The sequence below is a fragment of the Chryseobacterium gambrini genome, assembly GCF_027920505.1.
Classification (GTDB): Bacteria; Bacteroidota; Bacteroidia; order Flavobacteriales; family Weeksellaceae; genus Chryseobacterium; species Chryseobacterium gambrini.
The window spans coordinates 2,343,317-2,360,310 of sequence record NZ_CP115857.1 but is presented as its reverse complement, the minus strand read 5'-3'; the positions used below and the strand labels follow the sequence as shown (position 1 = coordinate 2,360,310).

Here is a 16,994-nt window from a genome sequence, read left to right as displayed (position 1 = left end):
ACAGGTCTATTCTAAAATAGTTTTCTCAATAATTTTCACGCAATCCAGCAATTGCTCTTCTGTAATCACCAAAGGCGGAGCCAATCGGATGATATTTCCGTGGGTAGGTTTTGCAAGCAGTCCGTTTTCTTTTAACTTCAGACAAAGATTCCATGCGGTGGAACTTTCAGGAGTGTCGTTAATTAAAATAGCATTCAGCAAACCTTTTCCTCTAACTTTTGTGATAAGGTCTGTTTTTTCAATAATTTTTTCAACTTCAGAACGGAATAATTTTCCCAGTTCTTCCGCTCTTTCAGAAAGTTTTTCTTCTTCTACAACATCTAAAGCTGCAACAGCTACTGCACACGCAATTGGATTTCCTCCGAACGTAGAACCATGTTGTCCCGGTTTAATCACATTCATGATCTCATTATCCGCCAAAACTGCTGAAACGGGGTACATTCCTCCGGAAAGGGCTTTTCCTAAAATTAAAATATCAGGTTGTACATCTTCGTGATGACAGGCGATTAATCTCCCTGTTCTTGCAATTCCTGTCTGAACTTCATCGGCAATAAAAAGAACATTATGCTTTTTACACAATTCAGAAGCATTTTTTAAAAATCCGTCATTCGGAACATATACTCCGGCTTCACCCTGAATAGGCTCTACCAGAAATGCCGCAATACTTTCTGCTTCTCTATTTAAAACTTCTTCTAAAGCTTCAAGGTCGTTGTAAGGAATTTTAATAAATCCGGGCGTAAACGGACCATAATTCTGGTTCGCATCAGGGTCATTGGAGAACGAAACAATTGTTGTGGTTCTTCCGTGGAAATTATTTTCACAAACTACGATTTTTGCATCATTTTCAGAAATTCCTTTTACTTCGTAGCTCCATTTTCTTGCTAATTTTACCGCCGTTTCCACTGCTTCAGCACCGGAATTCATCGGTAAAACTTTATCAAAACCAAATAGGGTAGTGATCTTTTTTTCGTATTCCCCCAATTTCGAATTGTAAAAAGCTCTTGACGTTAAAGCAAGTTTCTGAGCCTGCTCAAATAATGCTCCTACAATTTTCGGATGAGAATGACCTTGGTTCACAGCAGAATACGCAGAAAGGAAATCGTAGTATTTCTTTCCTTCCACATCCCAGACAAAAACACCTTCTCCTTTATCTAAAACAACCGGAAGAGGGTGGTAGTTGTGGGCTCCGTGTCGGTCTTCAAGATCAATGAAATATTGTGAGTCTTTTACTGTTTCTACTGTTGACATAAATTTAGGTTTTGTACAAATTTAAACATTATAATTGATATGAATAAACAGAAATCTTCTACTGAAAAATTTCGTGGGAAAAGTACAATTTAATGATAGAACAGAATGTTTTAGAAATTATTATTCCAATCACTTATCAATTACAGTTTAAATATCTTTTCGTTTTGATTTTTAATAAAAAACCGCCCCAAAAAATGAGGCGGTTCAAATATTTTAGATAATCAATCTTAGTGATTATCATATTTTCTGTCCATTACAAAATCCTCCATGAATTTTGTAGTGTAGTTTCCTGAAAGGTAATCCTCATTATCCATCAGTTGTCTGTGGAAAGGAATTGTTGTTTTTACACCTTCAATGTAGAACTCCTCCAATGCTCTTCTCATTTTTGCAATCGCTTCTTCACGAGTCTGAGCCGTTGTGATTAGTTTTGCAATCATAGAATCGTAGTTAGAAGGAATTGTATATCCTGAATAAACGTGTGTATCCACTCTCACTCCGTGTCCTCCAGGAATATTTAATCCTGTGATTTTCCCCGGAGAAGGTCTGAAATCCATGTAAGGATCTTCCGCATTAATTCTGCACTCAATTGAATGCAATTTCGGATAATAATTGATTCCTGAAATCGGAGTTCCTGCAGCCAGAAGGATCTGCTCTCTGATCAGGTCATAATCAATAACCTGCTCGGTGATAGGGTGCTCTACCTGAATTCTTGTATTCATTTCCATGAAATAGAAATTTCTGTGCTTGTCCACAAGGAATTCGATAGTTCCCACCCCTTCATATCCAATAAATTCTGCAGCTTTTACAGCCGCTTCTCCCATTTTTTCACGAAGTTCGTCCGTCATGAAAGGAGAAGGAGTTTCTTCCGTAAGTTTCTGGTTTCTTCTCTGAACCGAACAGTCTCTTTCAGAAAGGTGACAAGCTTTACCAAACTGATCTCCCGCAACCTGAATTTCGATATGTCTTGGCTCTTCGATCAGTTTTTCCATGTACATTCCTCCGTTTCCGAATGCCGCTACAGCTTCCTGAATTGCAGATTCCCAGTGGTCTTTAAGGTCTTCGGCTTTCCAAACGGCTCTCATCCCTTTTCCGCCACCTCCTGCAGTTGCTTTGATCATCACCGGATAACCAATTTCCTCAGCAGTTGTTGCAGCGATTTCATAAGACTCGATCAAACCGTCTGAACCCGGTACGCAAGGTACACCCGCCGCTTTCATGGTTGCCTTAGCATTTGCTTTGTCTCCCATTTTTTCAATTTGCTCAGGAGTCGCACCGATGAATTTAATACCGTTCTTTTGACAGATTCTGGAGAAGTTAGCGTTTTCAGATAAGAAACCGTAACCCGGGTGAATAGCGTCTGCATTGGTAATTTCCGCAGCAGCAATAATATTAGGAATTTTTAGATAGGAATCTTTGCTCATTGCCGGACCGATACAAACAGCTTCATCAGCAAATCTTACGTGAAGACTGTCTTTATCTGCAGTAGAATATACCGCAACGGTCTTAATTCCCATTTCTTTACAAGTACGTAAAATACGCATTGCAATTTCGCCACGATTGGCTATTAATATTTTTTTGAACATCTCTCCGAAATTTTAAATTATAAATTTTGAATTTTAAATTATTTTAAATGAAAAGCTTCATCTAAAATTTATAATCTTTAATCTAAAATTCCTTAAGATGGATCTACTAAGAATAAAGGTTGGTCGTATTCTACAGGTGTTGCATCGTCTACTAAAATTTTAACGATTTTTCCGCTTACCTCAGATTCGATCTGGTTGAATAACTTCATTGCCTCGATAACGCAAACTACTTTTCCGTTAGAAACCTCATCACCAACATTTACGAACACGTCTTTGTCTGGAGATGGCTTTCTGTAGAAAGTTCCGATCATTGGAGACTTAATGGTCACGTATTTGCTGTCGTCAGAAGCAGATTCTGTACTTGCAGCAGGTGCAGCAGCCGGAGTTGCAGCCGGTGCAGGAGCAGCAGCTACCTGTTGTGGAGCAGTGTGGTAAACCGCAGGTTGAGCGTAAGCAACTTCACTTCCAGCCAATGGAGTTTTAATAGTGATTTCGAAATCTTTAGTTTTGTACTTTACTTCAGAAACTTCTGCCTTAGATACAAACTTAATAAGATTTTGTATGTCTTTAATGTCCATAAAATTGATATTTGATTTTGTTCCAAAGATACCAAAAAAACATAAAAAACAACAAAAAACCGCCAAATTTTATCAAAATTGGGCGGTTTTTGTATTAAAATGAGTGTTTTTCGAGGAAAATCGACTCTTAGTTTTCTTCAGTAGATGCTACTTCTTTTTCCAATACTACTTTACCTCTGTAGTAAAGTTTTCCTTCATGCCAGTGAGCTCTGTGGTATAGGTGAAGCTCTCCTGTTGTTGCATCTTTAGCTAATTGAGGAACTACAGCTTTGTAGTGAGTTCTTCTCTTATCTCTTCTTGTAGACGATTGTCTTCTCTTTGGATGTGCCATTTTGTAATAACTTTTTTAATTGATGAGCGATGAGATTCATCATCTCATCATTAAACTATTTAATTTTTATTCTTCAAATTTTTTAGTGCGTCCCATCTCGGGTCGCTTTCATGTTCTTCCTCCTCTTCTTCCTGAATTTCTTTCGGGCTGAACTTTTCCAGAATAGCAAGATCATCATCACTTACATTCGGGGAAATCTTTTTCATCGGAATGGAAAGTGCTACGTTTTCGTAAATCAGCTGAGCGATATTAAACGCATGATCTGAAGTCGGGATCGTGATTACATCTTCTTCGCTGTCATCATACTCTTCCCCGAATTTTACCAAAACTTTGATCTGGTTTTCAATAGGATGATCGAAATTTTCATTCGAAATATCACAAACCAGTTCTACTGTTCCGTTTACTTTGATCTCAAATTCTAAAAAGGTAGAATGCTTATCTAATAAGACATCCACCGCAATTTTAGGATTTGTAAATTCCTGTTCAGTGTCAAATAATTGAAAGAACTCTTTATCTATCTCAAACCTGAACTCGTGCTTGCCGGTTTTTAACCCGGAAAAGCTTACGTCATAGTTTCTTAACTTGTCCATAAAATGAGTGTGCAAAAATATGCAATTTTTTTATAATAACAAATAAAATTTCTAACAAATTAATTTAAAATCTTTATTAAAGATTTATCCTTCAGTTTCATCCGGCAGATCTTCGTCTATTCCGTTATCTACTGCCATTTTTCTTGGCTGCAGACGATTGCTCATCAGATCGTTGTATTCCGTTCTGTTCCTGAAAATTTTGATAGCAGTGAAAATAGCTTCTGTAAAACTCTGTGGATCGGCAACATTTTTTCCGGCAATGTCATAAGCTGTTCCGTGATCCGGAGATGTTCTGATGAATGGAAGTCCTGCCGTATAATTTACGCCTTCTTCATACGCCAGAGTTTTGAACGGAGCCAGTCCCTGATCGTGATACATGGCTAAAACTGCATCGAAGCTCTTGTATTTTCCGGGCTGGAAAAAACTGTCTGCCGGAAAAGGCCCGAAAGCCAGAACTCCATTATCGGAAAGTTCTTTGATTGCCGGAGCAATAACTTCAATTTCTTCTTTTCCGATTACTCCGCCGTCTCCTGCGTGAGGATTTAAGCCCAGAACAGCAATTTTAGGTCGGGTAATATTAAAATCTTCAATCAGCGTCTGGTTTAAAACCCGGATTTGTTTTTTTATCTTTTCCTTGGAAATATTCTCAGCAACCTGTGCAATCGGAATATGATGCGTTGAAACTGCCACCTTCAGATCTTCTGTCACTAAAAACATCAATCCTTTTTTATTGAATTTCTCTTCAAAATATCCTGTGTGACCAGCGTGTTTAAAGCCCATTTTCACCATTTCATCTTTGTTAATCGGTGCCGTAACCAAAACATCGATTTCCCCTTTTAGTAAAGCTTCGGTAGCCGCTTCCAGAGAATCGATCGCCATTTTGGTGGATTCTTCAGTAGGTGTTCCCAGTTCTACCATCGAATTTTCCTTCACCAGATTCACCATGTTCAGTTTTGCTGCCTGAGCCTGCGAAGCTTCGGTGATGTAGTTAAAATTTAAATTTAACTTAAAAATATTTTTCTGATAGGTAAATAATTTTCCCGAACCAAAAATTACAGGTGTGAAAAAATCCGTAATGGTTTTGTCTGCAAGAGATTTCATGATGATTTCGGGACCGATGCCGTTGAAATCTCCAATTGAAATTCCTACTCGTACTTTATGGTTTTTTGGGCTCATTTTGATTATCTTTGAACATTATAATTTTACAAATTTAGCAAAAAATAATATGTTCACAGGAATTATTGAAGCAGTTGGAGTAATTGAGAAGATCGAAGAAAACGGAAGCAATATAGATTTTACCTTAACATGCCCGTTTACCAATGAATTGAAAATCGACCAGAGCCTTGCGCATAACGGATGTTGTCTTACGGTTGTGAAAATCGAAGGAGACCGTTATGTGGTAACCGCCATCAATGAAACTTTAGAAAAAACAAATCTTGGAAAATGGCAGGAGGGAACCGTGGTGAATCTTGAGCGTTGCATGAAAATGGATGGGAGGCTCGACGGACATATTGTTCAGGGGCATATTGATAAAACAGGTGAAGTGGTAAATATCGAAAATAAAGACGGAAGTTATTTTATTACCATGAAATATGAAGATAACGGAAATTTTGTAACCGTTCCACAAGGTTCAATTACGGTGAATGGGATCAGTTTAACGGTGGCGAAAAGTGAGGATACGCAGTTTTCTGTAGCAATCATTCCATATACATGGGAATTCACAAATATGAAATATTTAAAAATTGGAGATAAAGTTAATCTGGAATTTGATATAATTGGTAAGTATATTGCTAGGTTAATTAAAAAATAGCGGATGTCAATTAATATGTATAAAGGATATAGCTTAAGGAACCGTGTGTTCTTCGGTTTCTTATTGGTTTGCCTTTTAAGTGTTGTCGCTTCTTCGCTGGTTCCATACTTTGTTTTGAAAGAAAATTACGAAAAACAGAGTGAGATTGATATGCAGAATAAGACGGGTACTGTAATGAGCTATCTGGATTATGAACTGAGCAGGACACGTGTAAAAACGAGCGATCTTCCTGAGCTTCTGGATAATAAAATATATGAGATAGCCGATATTAACAAACATCCTGTTGTTGTTTATGATTTAAAGGGAAATTATCTTCTTTCCAGTGTGGAAGGAAATTCGGAGTATAAAAAACCTGTTCCTTTAAATATTCTTAACCGTATTTTAGCAACCAAAGCAAGGGTTGATATCAAAGGGTATGATTCCGCCAAGGATGCAGTTCTTACGTCCTCATATTTATTGTTGAAAAATAATGATTTAGAACCTATAGGGATCGTATACATTCCGCTTTATCACGATGAAGCTGCATATTTTGATGTCTTAAATGTTTATGTAAAGTATATTGTTCTTGTAGATGTTCTATTGATTTTGTTCAGTGTGTGGTTTAGCTGGGTGATGTCCAATAATCTGGCAAAAAATATTACGAAATTCTCGGATATGATTACGCGCATTACATTGTTTGAAAATGAAATGCGACCGATCCGTTACTATAAAAATGACGAACTGAATGCTTTGGCAAGAGCCTATAACAGAATGATTCTCCAGATTCAGGATCAGAAGGAAAGGCTTCGTTTTAAAGCTTCGGAAGAAGCGTGGAGAGAAATGGCAAAACAGGTTGCGCATGAGGTGAAAAATCCTTTAACGCCGATGAAACTGACCATCCAGAATTTTGAAAGAAAATTTGATCCCGAAGATCCGAATATCAGAGAAAGAGTAAAGCAGATGAGCAAAACCATGGTCGATCAGATCGATTTAATTGCTACCGTAGCTTCTGCATTCTCGGAATTTGCCAAACTTCCTGAAAAAAACAATGAAATCATCAATCTGAACACTGAAGTGGAAGATATTCTTCGTGTTTTTAATGATGACGGTATTTTCATGCATTCCAATAAAAACAATATCATGATCAATATGGACAGGATTTATCTGTCCAGAATCATTACCAATCTTGTAACGAATGCAAGACAGGCGGAAAGTGATGAAAGAAAATTAATCATCAATGTAGATCTGGAGCAGCATCAGAGACGTGTGATGATTTCCATACAGGACAATGGAATCGGAATCCCGGAAAATATTTATGAAAGGATTTTTGAACCAAATTTCACTTCAAAAAACAGCGGAATGGGACTTGGTCTTTCCATGGTAAGAAAAATGGTGGAAGATTACAAAGGAGAAATCACCGTGAAATCTGAAGTCGGAAAAGGATCGACTTTTACCATCACATTACCGACAAATTTATAGTGAAGTCTTTTACATTCAGACAATTTGAAATTCAGCAGTCTAAAAACGTCTTTCGCGTAGGAACGGACGGTGTTTTGCTGGGTGCTTTAGCTTGTGTTTATAACGCTTCTAAAGTACTGGAAGTCGGAACAGGAACCGGATTAATTTCGATGATGTTAGCGCAAAAAAATCAGAAGGCGCAATTTTTGGGAATAGACATCAATGAAGAAGCGGCACATCTCACCAAACTTAATTTTGAAAATTCACCTTTTGCTTCACGATTAAAAAATATTCATCAGGACTTTAAATATTTCGAATCCGAAGAAAAATTTGGTCTGATCGTTTCCAATCCGCCATATTTTGAAGCTTCCGGCTCTGAAAAAGATAAAATCGCAAGGCAGACCGTGGAATTAAATTTCCGACAGCTCATTTCAAAATCATCTTCTTTACTAACGGAAAAAGGAATATTTTCAGTCATTATTCCTGTTGAAGCCGGAAACGATTTTATTCAGATTGCAAGTGAAAATCAGTTGTTTTTAGTTAAAAAAATCAATATTAAAGGCATTGAAAACTCAAAAACAAAAAGATTGATTCTTGAATTTTCTTTAAACGAGCAATCGTACGAAGAACTAGAGTTTACCATAGAAAAAAGTCCGAGACAATACTCGGACCAATATCTTGAACTCACCAAAGAGTTTCATGTTTTTAGAAAATAAAACCTATTTTTAACCATTGGGCTGGTTGTTAACGAGTTAAGGGTGTTAAGTGATCTTTATTTTGAAATCAATAATTTAAATTTAATCGATTTCTTAAAGAAACTTAACTTCTTAAATTATTTTTAATGGTTAAATTTTATTCAAATAATTCCGCTGTATCAAGCACAGAAACTTTTCCGTCTTCACATCTTATGGCTTCACCCGGGAAATTCTGGATCATATGATAATCGTGTGTTGCCATTACTACTGCCGCTCCGTTTTCAAGGGCAACCTGCTTTAGTAAAGTCATGATTTCATTGGAAGTTTCAGGGTCTAGGTTTCCTGTAGGCTCATCCGCAAGGATGAGATCCGGATGATTAAGAAGCGCTCTTGCTATAGCAACACGCTGTTGTTCTCCTCCTGAAAGTTCATGCGGCATTTTGTGCTTCTTGCTTTTCATGTTTACACTGCCAAGAACTTCGTTAATGCGGTCTTCCATTTTTGTCTTATCGCTCCATCCTGTTGCTTCCAGTACGAATTTCAGGTTTTTTTCAACCGTTCTGTCAGAAAGTAATTGGAAATCCTGAAAAACAATTCCTAATTTTCTTCTCAGGTTTGGAACATCGGAAGCTCTCAGTTTGGCAAGGTCGAAACCTACCACTGCACCGTGTCCGGAAGCTAAAGGAATATGCCCGTACAAAGTTTTCAGCAGGGAACTTTTTCCGGAACCTGTTTTCCCGATAAGATAGCAGAATCTTCCTTTTTTGATGTTCAGATTCACATCAGAAAGAACCGTGAAGTTTTTTTGGGCAATCTTCGCGTGCTGTAGGCTGATGATATTGTCTCCGGCGATATTTGTATGTGGCATAATTCAGTTTTAAAGTACTTTTTCTTAAAATTTTTTCAGATTTTAAAAATAGGAAAAAGAAGAATAAATAACCTAAATTTTGGGAAAATTTAACAACAAAAAATGCCTGAAAAACTACTTTTCAAGCATGATTTGTATATGATAATAAAAAGATTATCTCTTAGCGCGTGAAGCACTTACAGTTAAACTCTTTCTGCCTTTAGCTCTTCTCGCAGCCAAAACTCTTCTTCCATTTGGCGTAGACATTCTTTCTCTGAAACCGTGTTTGTTTCTTCTTTTTCTTTCTGATGGCTGGAATGTTCTTTTACTCATTACTATATGTTTAAATCGTAATTATCTATTAATTTTCAGGTTGCAAAGATATGGAATTTTTTAAAAGTTGCAAACTTTACAAATCTTTTTTTAAAAAATTTACACTGTTTTTTCATGCATTCTTTGCAAATGCCGATGGGATGCGTACTTTCCAGATATTCAAAAATAATGCACAATGATTTGTTTAAAAGCTCTATCTTTGGAAACTCAAATTTAAAGAAAAAATAAACATCATGATGTTTACACCAGCAGAACTTTTAGAAATCAACAAGTTACTTACTCCGGAACATAAAATTGTAATTCTTACCCATTATAATCCGGATGGCGATGCTATTGGTTCCAGCCTTGGTTTAAAACATTATCTTAAAGTAAAAGGAATTCATGCAGAGGTAATTGTTCCCAACGATTTTCCTAAATTTCTGAAATGGATGCCGGAAGCAAAAAAGGTTCTGATTGCAGACTACAAAAGAAAAGTAGCTTCTGATCTTATCTATGATGCAGATGTTATTTTCTGTCTGGATTTCAATGCGCCTTCCAGAATAGGGATTTTGGGAGACTGGCTTACCAATTCCAGAGCGAAAAAAATTCTTATCGACCATCATCAGCAGCCTGAGAAATTTGACTTTGTTTATTCCGATACCGTAATTCCTGCGACCTGTCAGATGGTTTATCATTTCATAGAAGCGATGAATGATGAAAATCTTGTGAATAATGATATTGCAGAATGTCTTTATACCGGAATTATGACGGATACAGGAGGTTTCAGATTTCGTTCTACAAGTGCAACCACGCACAGGATTATTGCCAATCTTATCGAACACGGAGCAGATCCTGCAATGATTACTTCCAATACATGGGATACCAATACCGTTTCCCGTCTTCATTTATTAGCCCTGATTTTGGGAAGAATAGAAGTGGTAAAAGACGGAAAAATAGCTGTTCTTTATTTAACAAGGGAAGAACTGAAAGAATATGGTTTCCAAAAAGGTGATACAGAAGGTTTCGTTAATTACGGTCTGAGTATTTTAGGCGTAAAAATGGCAGCATTCTTTATGGAAGATCTGTATGAAGATTTTATTAAAATTTCTTTCAGAAGTAAGGATGATATGGATGTGAATCAATTTTCAAGAAAATATTTCAATGGAGGAGGTCACATCAATGCAGCCGGAGGAAAATCTTACGAATCTTTGCAGGGAACCATTGAAACATTCAAAGTGAAAATAGAAGGGGAGGAGAGTTTGTAAGTTGAGGCTAAGATTGAGGTTCAGTTTAAGATTGAGTTTAAGGCTTAGAAAGCTGCGTATAATTTTCATTCAGAACGGAATAAAGTGAAGTGAAGAATCTGAATGTGAATTTATTTATTTTATCATCTTTAAATTCCTGAAAAATAATCAACGCAGAATTTAAATCTTCTTTTGAAGAGATGGCTTCTTCGTTCGAACTACGTTCGCAGACCTTCAGTCTGTTCACAATAAGACTCACTCACATTCTAAAAACTCTCAACACTAAAACTCTAAGACCCTAAAACCCTCAAACCCTTAACTCTAACCCCTCGAATATCCCTTTTCCTCAAGCTCTTTACAGGTGTATTCATAAACTTCCTGAAACATAATATCTAAGAATTTTTTGTTGAAAAGGCTGAATTTCGTCATTTTCGGAGGATCAAGAAAAATATCACAGGTCTTGGCTTTGGAATATACAGATTTTGCGATCGCCAAGTGTAAAATACGGTCAAATTCTTTCATTAAGCTCATTCTTTCAAGACTGTCATAACTGATAGAATTCACGTGAGAAGCAATCAGAAAATCGCATTTGTCTACAATTGGTTCAATCGGAAGATTGTCTAAAACACCGCCGTCTACATAAATTTTTTCGCCAATTTTTACCGGAGGCAAAACAAAAGGAACGCTCGAAGAAGCCAATAACGGAACAAAAAGTTCACCTTCCGAGAAAAAATCTACAATTCCGTGCGTCATTTCAGTGGCGGCAACATACAGAGGAATTTTTAAAATGTTAAAATCATCTTCCTGAAAATGATCGGTGAAGAGTTTTAGAATAAATTTAGAACTGAAAATTCCGTTTTTGGAAAGTTTAAGGTAAGATCTCGAAAAAAAAGTAGTCTGTTTTACAATTTCCATCATTTCATCCGGAGATTTCCCGAAAGAATAAAACGCTCCTACAATAGATCCTGCACTGGTTCCTGAAATAATATCCGGTTTCAGATCATACTCTTCCAAAGCCTTTAAAACCGCAATGTGAGCAATTCCGCGCATTCCTCCGCCTGAAAGAGTCAGACCGATGACGGGTTTCTTTTTTTTGAAAGAGAAAAAATCCAACATACTAAAAAACCAAATGTTTCGGCATATTGTGAAGAAGCTCCGTATTGATGATCTCTGCGCAGATTGCAGGCTTTTCCCAATGTCCGTTGTGTCCGCAATCGAGAATGTAGGATTTAATGTTGGTGCGGTCGGGAAGATGCTTAATCATGGTTTCGGTTTTCACCGCGTTGTCATGTTTTCCGGCAAGAACCAGAATTTTTGCCTCAAGATTTTCCATAATATGCTTTTTGTCTGTTCGTTCCACCATTCCTTTTATGGAAGCCAATGCTCCGAGATTATTCGTAGAAAGGGCAATTTCCAGTGCGGTTTCTATTTTTCCTTCCAGAATATCTTTTTCATTGGGATTGAACAGATTCGGAACTCCCGCTCTTGCGTAATGCGCGAAAGCGTCTTTGATGATGCGGTAACTTTTGATGCGCTGTTCTTTTTTTTCATCATCATCCGGAAAATACGTGGAGAAAAATAAAGTTAAACTTTTCAGATATTCAGGATGTTTTTCTGCAAAAGCCAGAGAAACGTACCCTCCCATCGAATGTCCGAGTAAGTGAATTTTGGTTATATTTTCATGATCCAAAACTTTTTTTACCTCTTCCGCCATCATTTCCATCGTCTGAACTTCAGCAATGATTTCAGATTGTCCATGACCGGGAAGATCTATTTTTAACAATGAAAAATTGTCGGAAAGATGAGGTTCCATATCGCTCCAGATAGAAAGATTTTCCATGAAGCCGTGAAGCAGAACCAACGTTTCTTTTCCGTTTCCTTTTCTCTCGAAGTTTAACATATTTCAGTAATTAAAAGTGGATATCAATATATTCAACAAATCCTGAACCATTTACCATATCCTGAAGTCGGTATGTTTTTCCGCCGTCTTTAGACAGGAAGGTTTTTGTTCCTTTTCTGGTATAAGGTTTTCCGTTGTCGTTTGCTGAAATACTTTCTGTAATTTCTCCTGTAAAATTCATGTGTTTGTCTGAAACAACCGCCATAAATCCTTTTATTTCTACAGTGTTTTTTCCGGAGCTGATATTTCCTGAAACGTCGTAATGGTCTCTTTCACCATCAATTTTTTTGAAATTTACAGAACCTGAATTTTTAATTGAATTATGGGTGAATTTATGAGACCCGCTGAAATCTTTAAAATGATTTTTAGATTTTATGCTGTCGTTGATTTTTGTTCTCGCCGCGTTAATCGAATCGATGATTTTTGTACTGTCGGTCTTATCGGAAGTAGAAGTTGCTTCCTTTTTGGAGCATGAAACAATAAAAGCTGCTAAAATAACTGCGGTTAAAAAGTTTTTCATTAATGAATAAATTATACTCAAAAGTAAATAAAAAAAAGAGCATTTTAAAAATGCCCTTCTTATTTTATTTGATTAATTCTTCGTAAACTTTCTTTTCCCAAGGTTTAATGTCGGTAACTCCGTATCTTTCTTTCTTCGAAATGGCAATGTTATCCAGAACATCTACAAAGTTTTTATAATTTGCGTCGTCTGTAGGTTCAACGATAATGGTGAATTTTCCCTTGTTTGGAGCTTTATTGTAGGCTTCAGAAATAATTTTAGTGATATTAATTCCGCTAAAATTTGTTTCTTTTAGATTGTTTTTATTTAATTCTTCCTTATAACTTTGATGATAGAAAACTCGATTATCTTTTCCTAAAATAAAGGTGATTTGATTTTTCTGGTCAATTACAACATCACTAATTGTTGGTGGATGTGGATCCTTCACAGGCAATCCTAAATCCATCACATTGGGTTTAGTGAAATTCGTGGTAAACATAAAAAAGGTGATGAGTAAAAATCCCAAGTCTACCATTGGAGTCATGTCAACACGGATCAGTTTTTTTCTTTGTTTGCTTCCTCCCTGCTTCTCTTGTGCAATAACTTCAGCCATAATTAATAGTTTTTAAAATGTTAAACAATTTTCAATAAAGGGTGTTGTATCTTTGTTTTTGTTTTGGAATCAATACAAAGTTTATACCTAAATTTTAAAAATGGTATTAATTTAACATTTTAATTGGTGTTTAAATTTAAATGTGTTTAAAATCAATGAATTAAAAAGGTTTTGTCAGCAGAAAACACTGATAAGGGGTTTTGTAATAAGTATTTGATTTATGACTACCTGATTTAATAAGGATAACTTTCATTTAAACGCAATGCTCGGAAAGTTTTTGAATAACTTGAAAATACTTTTCCGTTCGCAAGGGCGTTTTACTCAGCAATGGCTTTATGCTATCATTTGCTGAACGAAGTGCCCTTGCGAACCAAAAATAAAAACATAGTTGTATTAAATCTTGTGGTCGTTGCGTTTAATAATTATCTATATCAATCTTATTTTTTTGAAATCTTGTATGTTTGTGATAAATTTTTGATTACCAGATTTTTTAATAAGGGCAACTTTCATTTAAACGCAATGCTCGGAAAGTTTTTGAATAACGTGAAAATACTTTTCCGTTCGCAAGGGCGTTTCACTCAGCGATGGCTTTATGCTATCATTTGCTGAACGAAGTGCCCTTGCGAACCAAAAATAAAAATATAGTTATGTTAAATCTTGTGATCGTTGCGTTTAATAATTATCTATATCAATCGTTTTTTTTGTTATGAATATTTTATTTGTGATTATCTGATTTTTTAATCAGGATGAGTTTCATTTAAACGCAATGCTCGGAAAGTTTTTGAATAACTTGAAAAATACTTTTCCGTCCGCAAGGGCGTTTCACTCAGCGATGGCTTTATGCTATCATTAGCTGAACGAAGTACCTTGCGAACCAAAAATAAAAAGCATAGTTATATTAAATCTCCCTGATTTTTTAATCAGGCAACTTTCATTTAAACGCAATGCTCGGAAAGTTTTTGAATAACGTGAAAATACTTTTCCGTTCGCAAGGGCGTTTCACTCAGCCATGGCTTTATGTTATCATTTTCTGAACGAAGTGCCCTTGCGAACCAAAAATAAAAAAGCATAGTTATATTAAATCTTGTGATCGTTGCGTTTAAATGAAATTCACCAAATTAGATTATTTTAAAAAAAAGTATTAAAAAAACCTTACCAGAAAAACTGATAAGGCTGTTTATGAGAATTGAATATATTATTTATTCTGTTTATAATAATTTACACCACATTCAAGGAATTTTTTGAATTTTTCTTTCTCCATATATCCCGAAACCGGCGTGTTGATTACTTTTCCGTCCGGCGTTAATAAAACGTAATGCGGCTGGGAATTATTATTAAAATTAACCTGTTGGAAAAGACTCCATCGGTCACCGATGGTTTTTACTTTTTTCACCTGTCCGTCACCAAGATCAATCTTTGTTTTCTGATCTTCAGGAAGTTCTTCTTTATCATCCACATAAAGAGAAGCAAGAACCACATCGTTTTGAAGGATCGGTAAAATATCCGGTTCGCTCCACACAAATTCTTCCATTTTTCTACAGTTTTCACATCCGTAACCAGTGAAATCAATTAAGATCGGTTTGCCTTCTTTTTTCGCTAATTCAATGGCGGTAAAGAAATCGTGTTCAGGATGCATTCCCAGAATTCCGTCTTTTTCATCATGGAAATAGCTAACATTTAACGGAGGTAAAATTCCGCTTAACAGTTGCAGTTTTGGACGATCGGAAGGAATTAGTCCCTGAACCAGATACACCACAAAACCAATTCCTAAAACCCCTAAAATTTTTCTGGTAACAGAAATTTTCGGTTTCTTGTCGTCATGCGGAAATTTGATCAATCCGAACAAATAAATGGCTAAACCAATCGCTACAACGATCCATATTCCGATGAAAAGTTCTCTTTTAATGAAGAATGTTTTAGAAACCAGATCTGCTTTGGATAAGAATTTTAAAGCAAGAGCCAGTTCCACGAATCCTAAAACAACTTTCACCGTATTCATCCAGCCTCCTGATTTCGGAAGACTTTGCAGCGCCTGCGGAAATAAAGCCAGCAAGCCAAAAACGATCGCCCAAGCCAATCCGAATCCTGCCAAAGCAAAAGTTAGCAGCATCGGAACATTAGCAGAACCCGTAATCGCGCTTCCCAATAAACTTCCCAAAATAGGACCCGTACAGGAGAAAGAAACGATAACGAGCGTTAAAGCCATGAAGAAAATTCCGATAATTCCTCCCGCTTCTTCCGCTTTTGAAGATTTATTGGCAATAGAACTTGGCAAAGTAATATCATAATAGCCGAAGAAACTTCCCGCGAAGAAAATAAAGATGATGAAGAACGCAATATTCAGCCAGACATTGGTTGAAATTTCGTTGAAAATATTTCCTGCAATTCCATCAATTAAATGGAAAGGAACACTCAGTAAAACAAAGATTAAAAGAATGAAAAATCCATAGATCAAAGCATCTCTTTTTCCTTTTGCCGGATTTTTATTTCCTTTGGTAAAGAACGAAACCGTTAAAGGAATCATCGGGAAAACGCATGGCGTTAATAAAGCAATTAAACCTCCGATAAATCCTAATAAAAGATACGTCCAGTAGTTTTCGCTGATTTTTGATGATCCTGTTCCGCAGTCCGTTAATGGTTTCTGGAAATTAATGGATTCTATTTTTAAATTTTTAGGATCAAGTTTTTGGGTTTCTGCAGTTGGAATAGCAGGTTGAACAACATTACCCAACGTATCCACAACAGGCTGCAAAGAATCTTTTGCCGCTGTTTTTTCATCGGTTTTTACTTCTTCAGCCGCACCTTTTGGCGTAACCTGTTTGTTGAATTCCAGCGTATTGGGAGCAAGACAGACTCTGTCGTCACAAGTCTGATACGTAATTTCAGCAATAACATCTCCCGGTTTTGTTCCGTCTTTCAGCTTAAATTTCTGCTTGAAACCTGCGGTATTGGAGTAGAAAATAATTTTTCCGCCGAAAGCCTCAGAAAATTCTTCATGCTTTTTACCCACTTCGGTAAATTTCCCGATCAGTTCTATGTTTTTCCCTGAAACTTTATAGTCGGTAGGAATTCCCGTATCTTCCGGAATATCTTTGGAGTAAATATGCCAACCGCTTTCCATCGTGGCATTCAGGACGGCTTCATATTGATTGTCGCCTAGTTCGTTGATGGTAAATTTAAATTTTACAGGATTTTTGATTTGTCCCGAAACTGCAAGGGTAATAAAAAAGAAAAGCAGCAACGGGATTTTATAAATCGAAGAGAATTTCATATTGTAATTTTATGTAAATACTTTACTACAAAAGTA

Annotated in this window: 18 protein-coding genes; 4 read left to right on the top strand and 14 right to left on the bottom strand. The window is 36.4% G+C overall.

Features of this window, described 5'->3' with window-relative positions; translation table 11 throughout:
* Positions 1 to 6 precede the first annotated feature (6 nt).
* From rocD to pdxA, 6 genes are all read right to left on the bottom strand, one after another.
* Positions 7 to 1,248, bottom strand: a complete 1,242-nt coding sequence (gene rocD / locus PFY09_RS10655) for an ornithine--oxo-acid transaminase (protein WP_271159683.1) — start codon at positions 1,246 to 1,248, stop codon at positions 7 to 9.
* Positions 1,249 to 1,475: 227 nt separating this feature from the next.
* Positions 1,476 to 2,831, bottom strand: coding sequence for an acetyl-CoA carboxylase biotin carboxylase subunit (gene accC, locus PFY09_RS10650; protein WP_076390579.1), 1,356 nt, complete (start codon positions 2,829 to 2,831; stop codon positions 1,476 to 1,478).
* 92 nt (positions 2,832 to 2,923) lie between these two features.
* A complete protein-coding gene (gene accB, locus PFY09_RS10645) occupies positions 2,924 to 3,409 on the bottom strand; it encodes an acetyl-CoA carboxylase biotin carboxyl carrier protein (RefSeq protein WP_087705753.1) in 486 nt (161 codons plus the stop codon).
* A gap of 127 nt (positions 3,410 to 3,536) precedes the next feature.
* The gene (gene rpmF / locus PFY09_RS10640; protein ID WP_076390581.1) at positions 3,537 to 3,740 is read right to left on the bottom strand and encodes a 50S ribosomal protein L32; all 204 of its coding nucleotides are present in this window, start codon (positions 3,738 to 3,740) and stop codon (positions 3,537 to 3,539) included.
* A gap of 59 nt (positions 3,741 to 3,799) precedes the next feature.
* On the bottom strand, positions 3,800 to 4,330 hold the full coding sequence (locus PFY09_RS10635) for a YceD family protein (protein ID WP_076390582.1): 531 nt from the start codon (positions 4,328 to 4,330) through the stop codon (positions 3,800 to 3,802).
* 84 nt (positions 4,331 to 4,414) lie between these two features.
* Positions 4,415 to 5,506 carry a 4-hydroxythreonine-4-phosphate dehydrogenase PdxA gene (gene pdxA, locus PFY09_RS10630; protein ID WP_076390583.1) on the bottom strand — a complete coding sequence of 364 codons (1,092 nt, stop codon included), beginning with the start codon at positions 5,504 to 5,506 and terminating at the stop codon, positions 4,415 to 4,417.
* 49 nt (positions 5,507 to 5,555) lie between these two features.
* Here pdxA and PFY09_RS10625 point away from each other — a divergent pair, with 49 nt between their 5' ends.
* From PFY09_RS10625 to PFY09_RS10615, 3 genes are read left to right on the top strand one after another with little or no spacing between them, the layout of a single operon-like run.
* The gene (locus PFY09_RS10625) at positions 5,556 to 6,140 is read left to right on the top strand and encodes a riboflavin synthase (RefSeq protein ID WP_271159682.1); all 585 of its coding nucleotides are present in this window, start codon (positions 5,556 to 5,558) and stop codon (positions 6,138 to 6,140) included.
* A 3-nt stretch (positions 6,141 to 6,143) separates the two neighbouring features.
* Positions 6,144 to 7,598, top strand: a complete 1,455-nt coding sequence (locus PFY09_RS10620) for a sensor histidine kinase (RefSeq protein ID WP_271159681.1) — start codon at positions 6,144 to 6,146, stop codon at positions 7,596 to 7,598.
* Positions 7,598 to 8,293: a tRNA1(Val) (adenine(37)-N6)-methyltransferase gene (locus PFY09_RS10615; RefSeq protein ID WP_271159680.1), complete on the top strand. Its 696-nt coding sequence runs from the start codon at positions 7,598 to 7,600 to the stop codon at positions 8,291 to 8,293. The genes PFY09_RS10620 and PFY09_RS10615 overlap by 1 nt, the downstream gene beginning before the upstream one ends.
* A gap of 136 nt (positions 8,294 to 8,429) precedes the next feature.
* Here PFY09_RS10615 and PFY09_RS10610 read toward each other — a convergent pair whose 3' ends face one another.
* Both PFY09_RS10610 and rpmH read right to left on the bottom strand, forming a co-directional pair.
* On the bottom strand, positions 8,430 to 9,140 hold the full coding sequence (locus PFY09_RS10610) for a cell division ATP-binding protein FtsE (RefSeq protein ID WP_076390587.1): 711 nt from the start codon (positions 9,138 to 9,140) through the stop codon (positions 8,430 to 8,432).
* Positions 9,141 to 9,293: 153 nt separating this feature from the next.
* A complete protein-coding gene (gene rpmH, locus PFY09_RS10605) occupies positions 9,294 to 9,452 on the bottom strand; it encodes a 50S ribosomal protein L34 (protein ID WP_007843334.1) in 159 nt (52 codons plus the stop codon).
* A 236-nt stretch (positions 9,453 to 9,688) separates the two neighbouring features.
* Here rpmH and PFY09_RS10600 point away from each other — a divergent pair, with 236 nt between their 5' ends.
* The gene (locus PFY09_RS10600; RefSeq protein WP_271162343.1) at positions 9,689 to 10,696 is read left to right on the top strand and encodes a DHH family phosphoesterase; all 1,008 of its coding nucleotides are present in this window, start codon (positions 9,689 to 9,691) and stop codon (positions 10,694 to 10,696) included.
* A 37-nt stretch (positions 10,697 to 10,733) separates the two neighbouring features.
* Here the strand turns inward: PFY09_RS10600 and PFY09_RS10595 are convergent, their stop codons facing one another.
* From PFY09_RS10595 to PFY09_RS10570, 6 genes are all read right to left on the bottom strand, one after another.
* Positions 10,734 to 10,934 carry a hypothetical protein gene (locus PFY09_RS10595; protein ID WP_271159679.1) on the bottom strand — a complete coding sequence of 67 codons (201 nt, stop codon included), beginning with the start codon at positions 10,932 to 10,934 and terminating at the stop codon, positions 10,734 to 10,736.
* 62 nt (positions 10,935 to 10,996) lie between these two features.
* Complete coding sequence (locus PFY09_RS10590; protein WP_271159678.1) at positions 10,997 to 11,791, bottom strand: patatin-like phospholipase family protein; 795 nt, start codon at positions 11,789 to 11,791, stop codon at positions 10,997 to 10,999.
* A gap of 1 nt (position 11,792) precedes the next feature.
* Complete coding sequence (locus PFY09_RS10585; protein WP_271159677.1) at positions 11,793 to 12,575, bottom strand: alpha/beta fold hydrolase; 783 nt, start codon at positions 12,573 to 12,575, stop codon at positions 11,793 to 11,795.
* Between the two features lie 10 nt (positions 12,576 to 12,585).
* Complete coding sequence (locus PFY09_RS10580) at positions 12,586 to 13,095, bottom strand: hypothetical protein (protein WP_087705738.1); 510 nt, start codon at positions 13,093 to 13,095, stop codon at positions 12,586 to 12,588.
* Positions 13,096 to 13,159: 64 nt separating this feature from the next.
* Positions 13,160 to 13,687 carry a biopolymer transporter ExbD gene (locus PFY09_RS10575; protein ID WP_271159676.1) on the bottom strand — a complete coding sequence of 176 codons (528 nt, stop codon included), beginning with the start codon at positions 13,685 to 13,687 and terminating at the stop codon, positions 13,160 to 13,162.
* A gap of 1,195 nt (positions 13,688 to 14,882) precedes the next feature.
* The gene (locus PFY09_RS10570; protein WP_271159675.1) at positions 14,883 to 16,958 is read right to left on the bottom strand and encodes a protein-disulfide reductase DsbD family protein; all 2,076 of its coding nucleotides are present in this window, start codon (positions 16,956 to 16,958) and stop codon (positions 14,883 to 14,885) included.
* Positions 16,959 to 16,994: the final 36 nt, after the last annotated feature.

Coding starts and splice junctions, on each gene's coding strand:
- rocD (WP_271159683.1), bottom strand. CDS start 1,248: ATGTCAACAGTAGAAACAGTAAAAGACTCACAATATTTCATTGATCTT.
- accC (WP_076390579.1), bottom strand. CDS start 2,831: ATGTTCAAAAAAATATTAATAGCCAATCGTGGCGAAATTGCAATGCGT.
- accB (WP_087705753.1), bottom strand. CDS start 3,409: ATGGACATTAAAGACATACAAAATCTTATTAAGTTTGTATCTAAGGCA.
- rpmF (WP_076390581.1), bottom strand. CDS start 3,740: ATGGCACATCCAAAGAGAAGACAATCGTCTACAAGAAGAGATAAGAGA.
- PFY09_RS10635 (WP_076390582.1), bottom strand. CDS start 4,330: ATGGACAAGTTAAGAAACTATGACGTAAGCTTTTCCGGGTTAAAAACC.
- pdxA (WP_076390583.1), bottom strand. CDS start 5,506: ATGAGCCCAAAAAACCATAAAGTACGAGTAGGAATTTCAATTGGAGAT.
- PFY09_RS10625 (WP_271159682.1), top strand. CDS start 5,556: ATGTTCACAGGAATTATTGAAGCAGTTGGAGTAATTGAGAAGATCGAA.
- PFY09_RS10620 (WP_271159681.1), top strand. CDS start 6,144: ATGTCAATTAATATGTATAAAGGATATAGCTTAAGGAACCGTGTGTTC.
- PFY09_RS10610 (WP_076390587.1), bottom strand. CDS start 9,140: ATGCCACATACAAATATCGCCGGAGACAATATCATCAGCCTACAGCAC.
- rpmH (WP_007843334.1), bottom strand. CDS start 9,452: ATGAGTAAAAGAACATTCCAGCCATCAGAAAGAAAAAGAAGAAACAAA.
- PFY09_RS10600 (WP_271162343.1), top strand. CDS start 9,689: ATGTTTACACCAGCAGAACTTTTAGAAATCAACAAGTTACTTACTCCG.
- PFY09_RS10590 (WP_271159678.1), bottom strand. CDS start 11,791: ATGTTGGATTTTTTCTCTTTCAAAAAAAAGAAACCCGTCATCGGTCTG.
- PFY09_RS10585 (WP_271159677.1), bottom strand. CDS start 12,575: ATGTTAAACTTCGAGAGAAAAGGAAACGGAAAAGAAACGTTGGTTCTG.
- PFY09_RS10580 (WP_087705738.1), bottom strand. CDS start 13,095: ATGAAAAACTTTTTAACCGCAGTTATTTTAGCAGCTTTTATTGTTTCA.
- PFY09_RS10575 (WP_271159676.1), bottom strand. CDS start 13,687: ATGGCTGAAGTTATTGCACAAGAGAAGCAGGGAGGAAGCAAACAAAGA.
- PFY09_RS10570 (WP_271159675.1), bottom strand. CDS start 16,958: ATGAAATTCTCTTCGATTTATAAAATCCCGTTGCTGCTTTTCTTTTTT.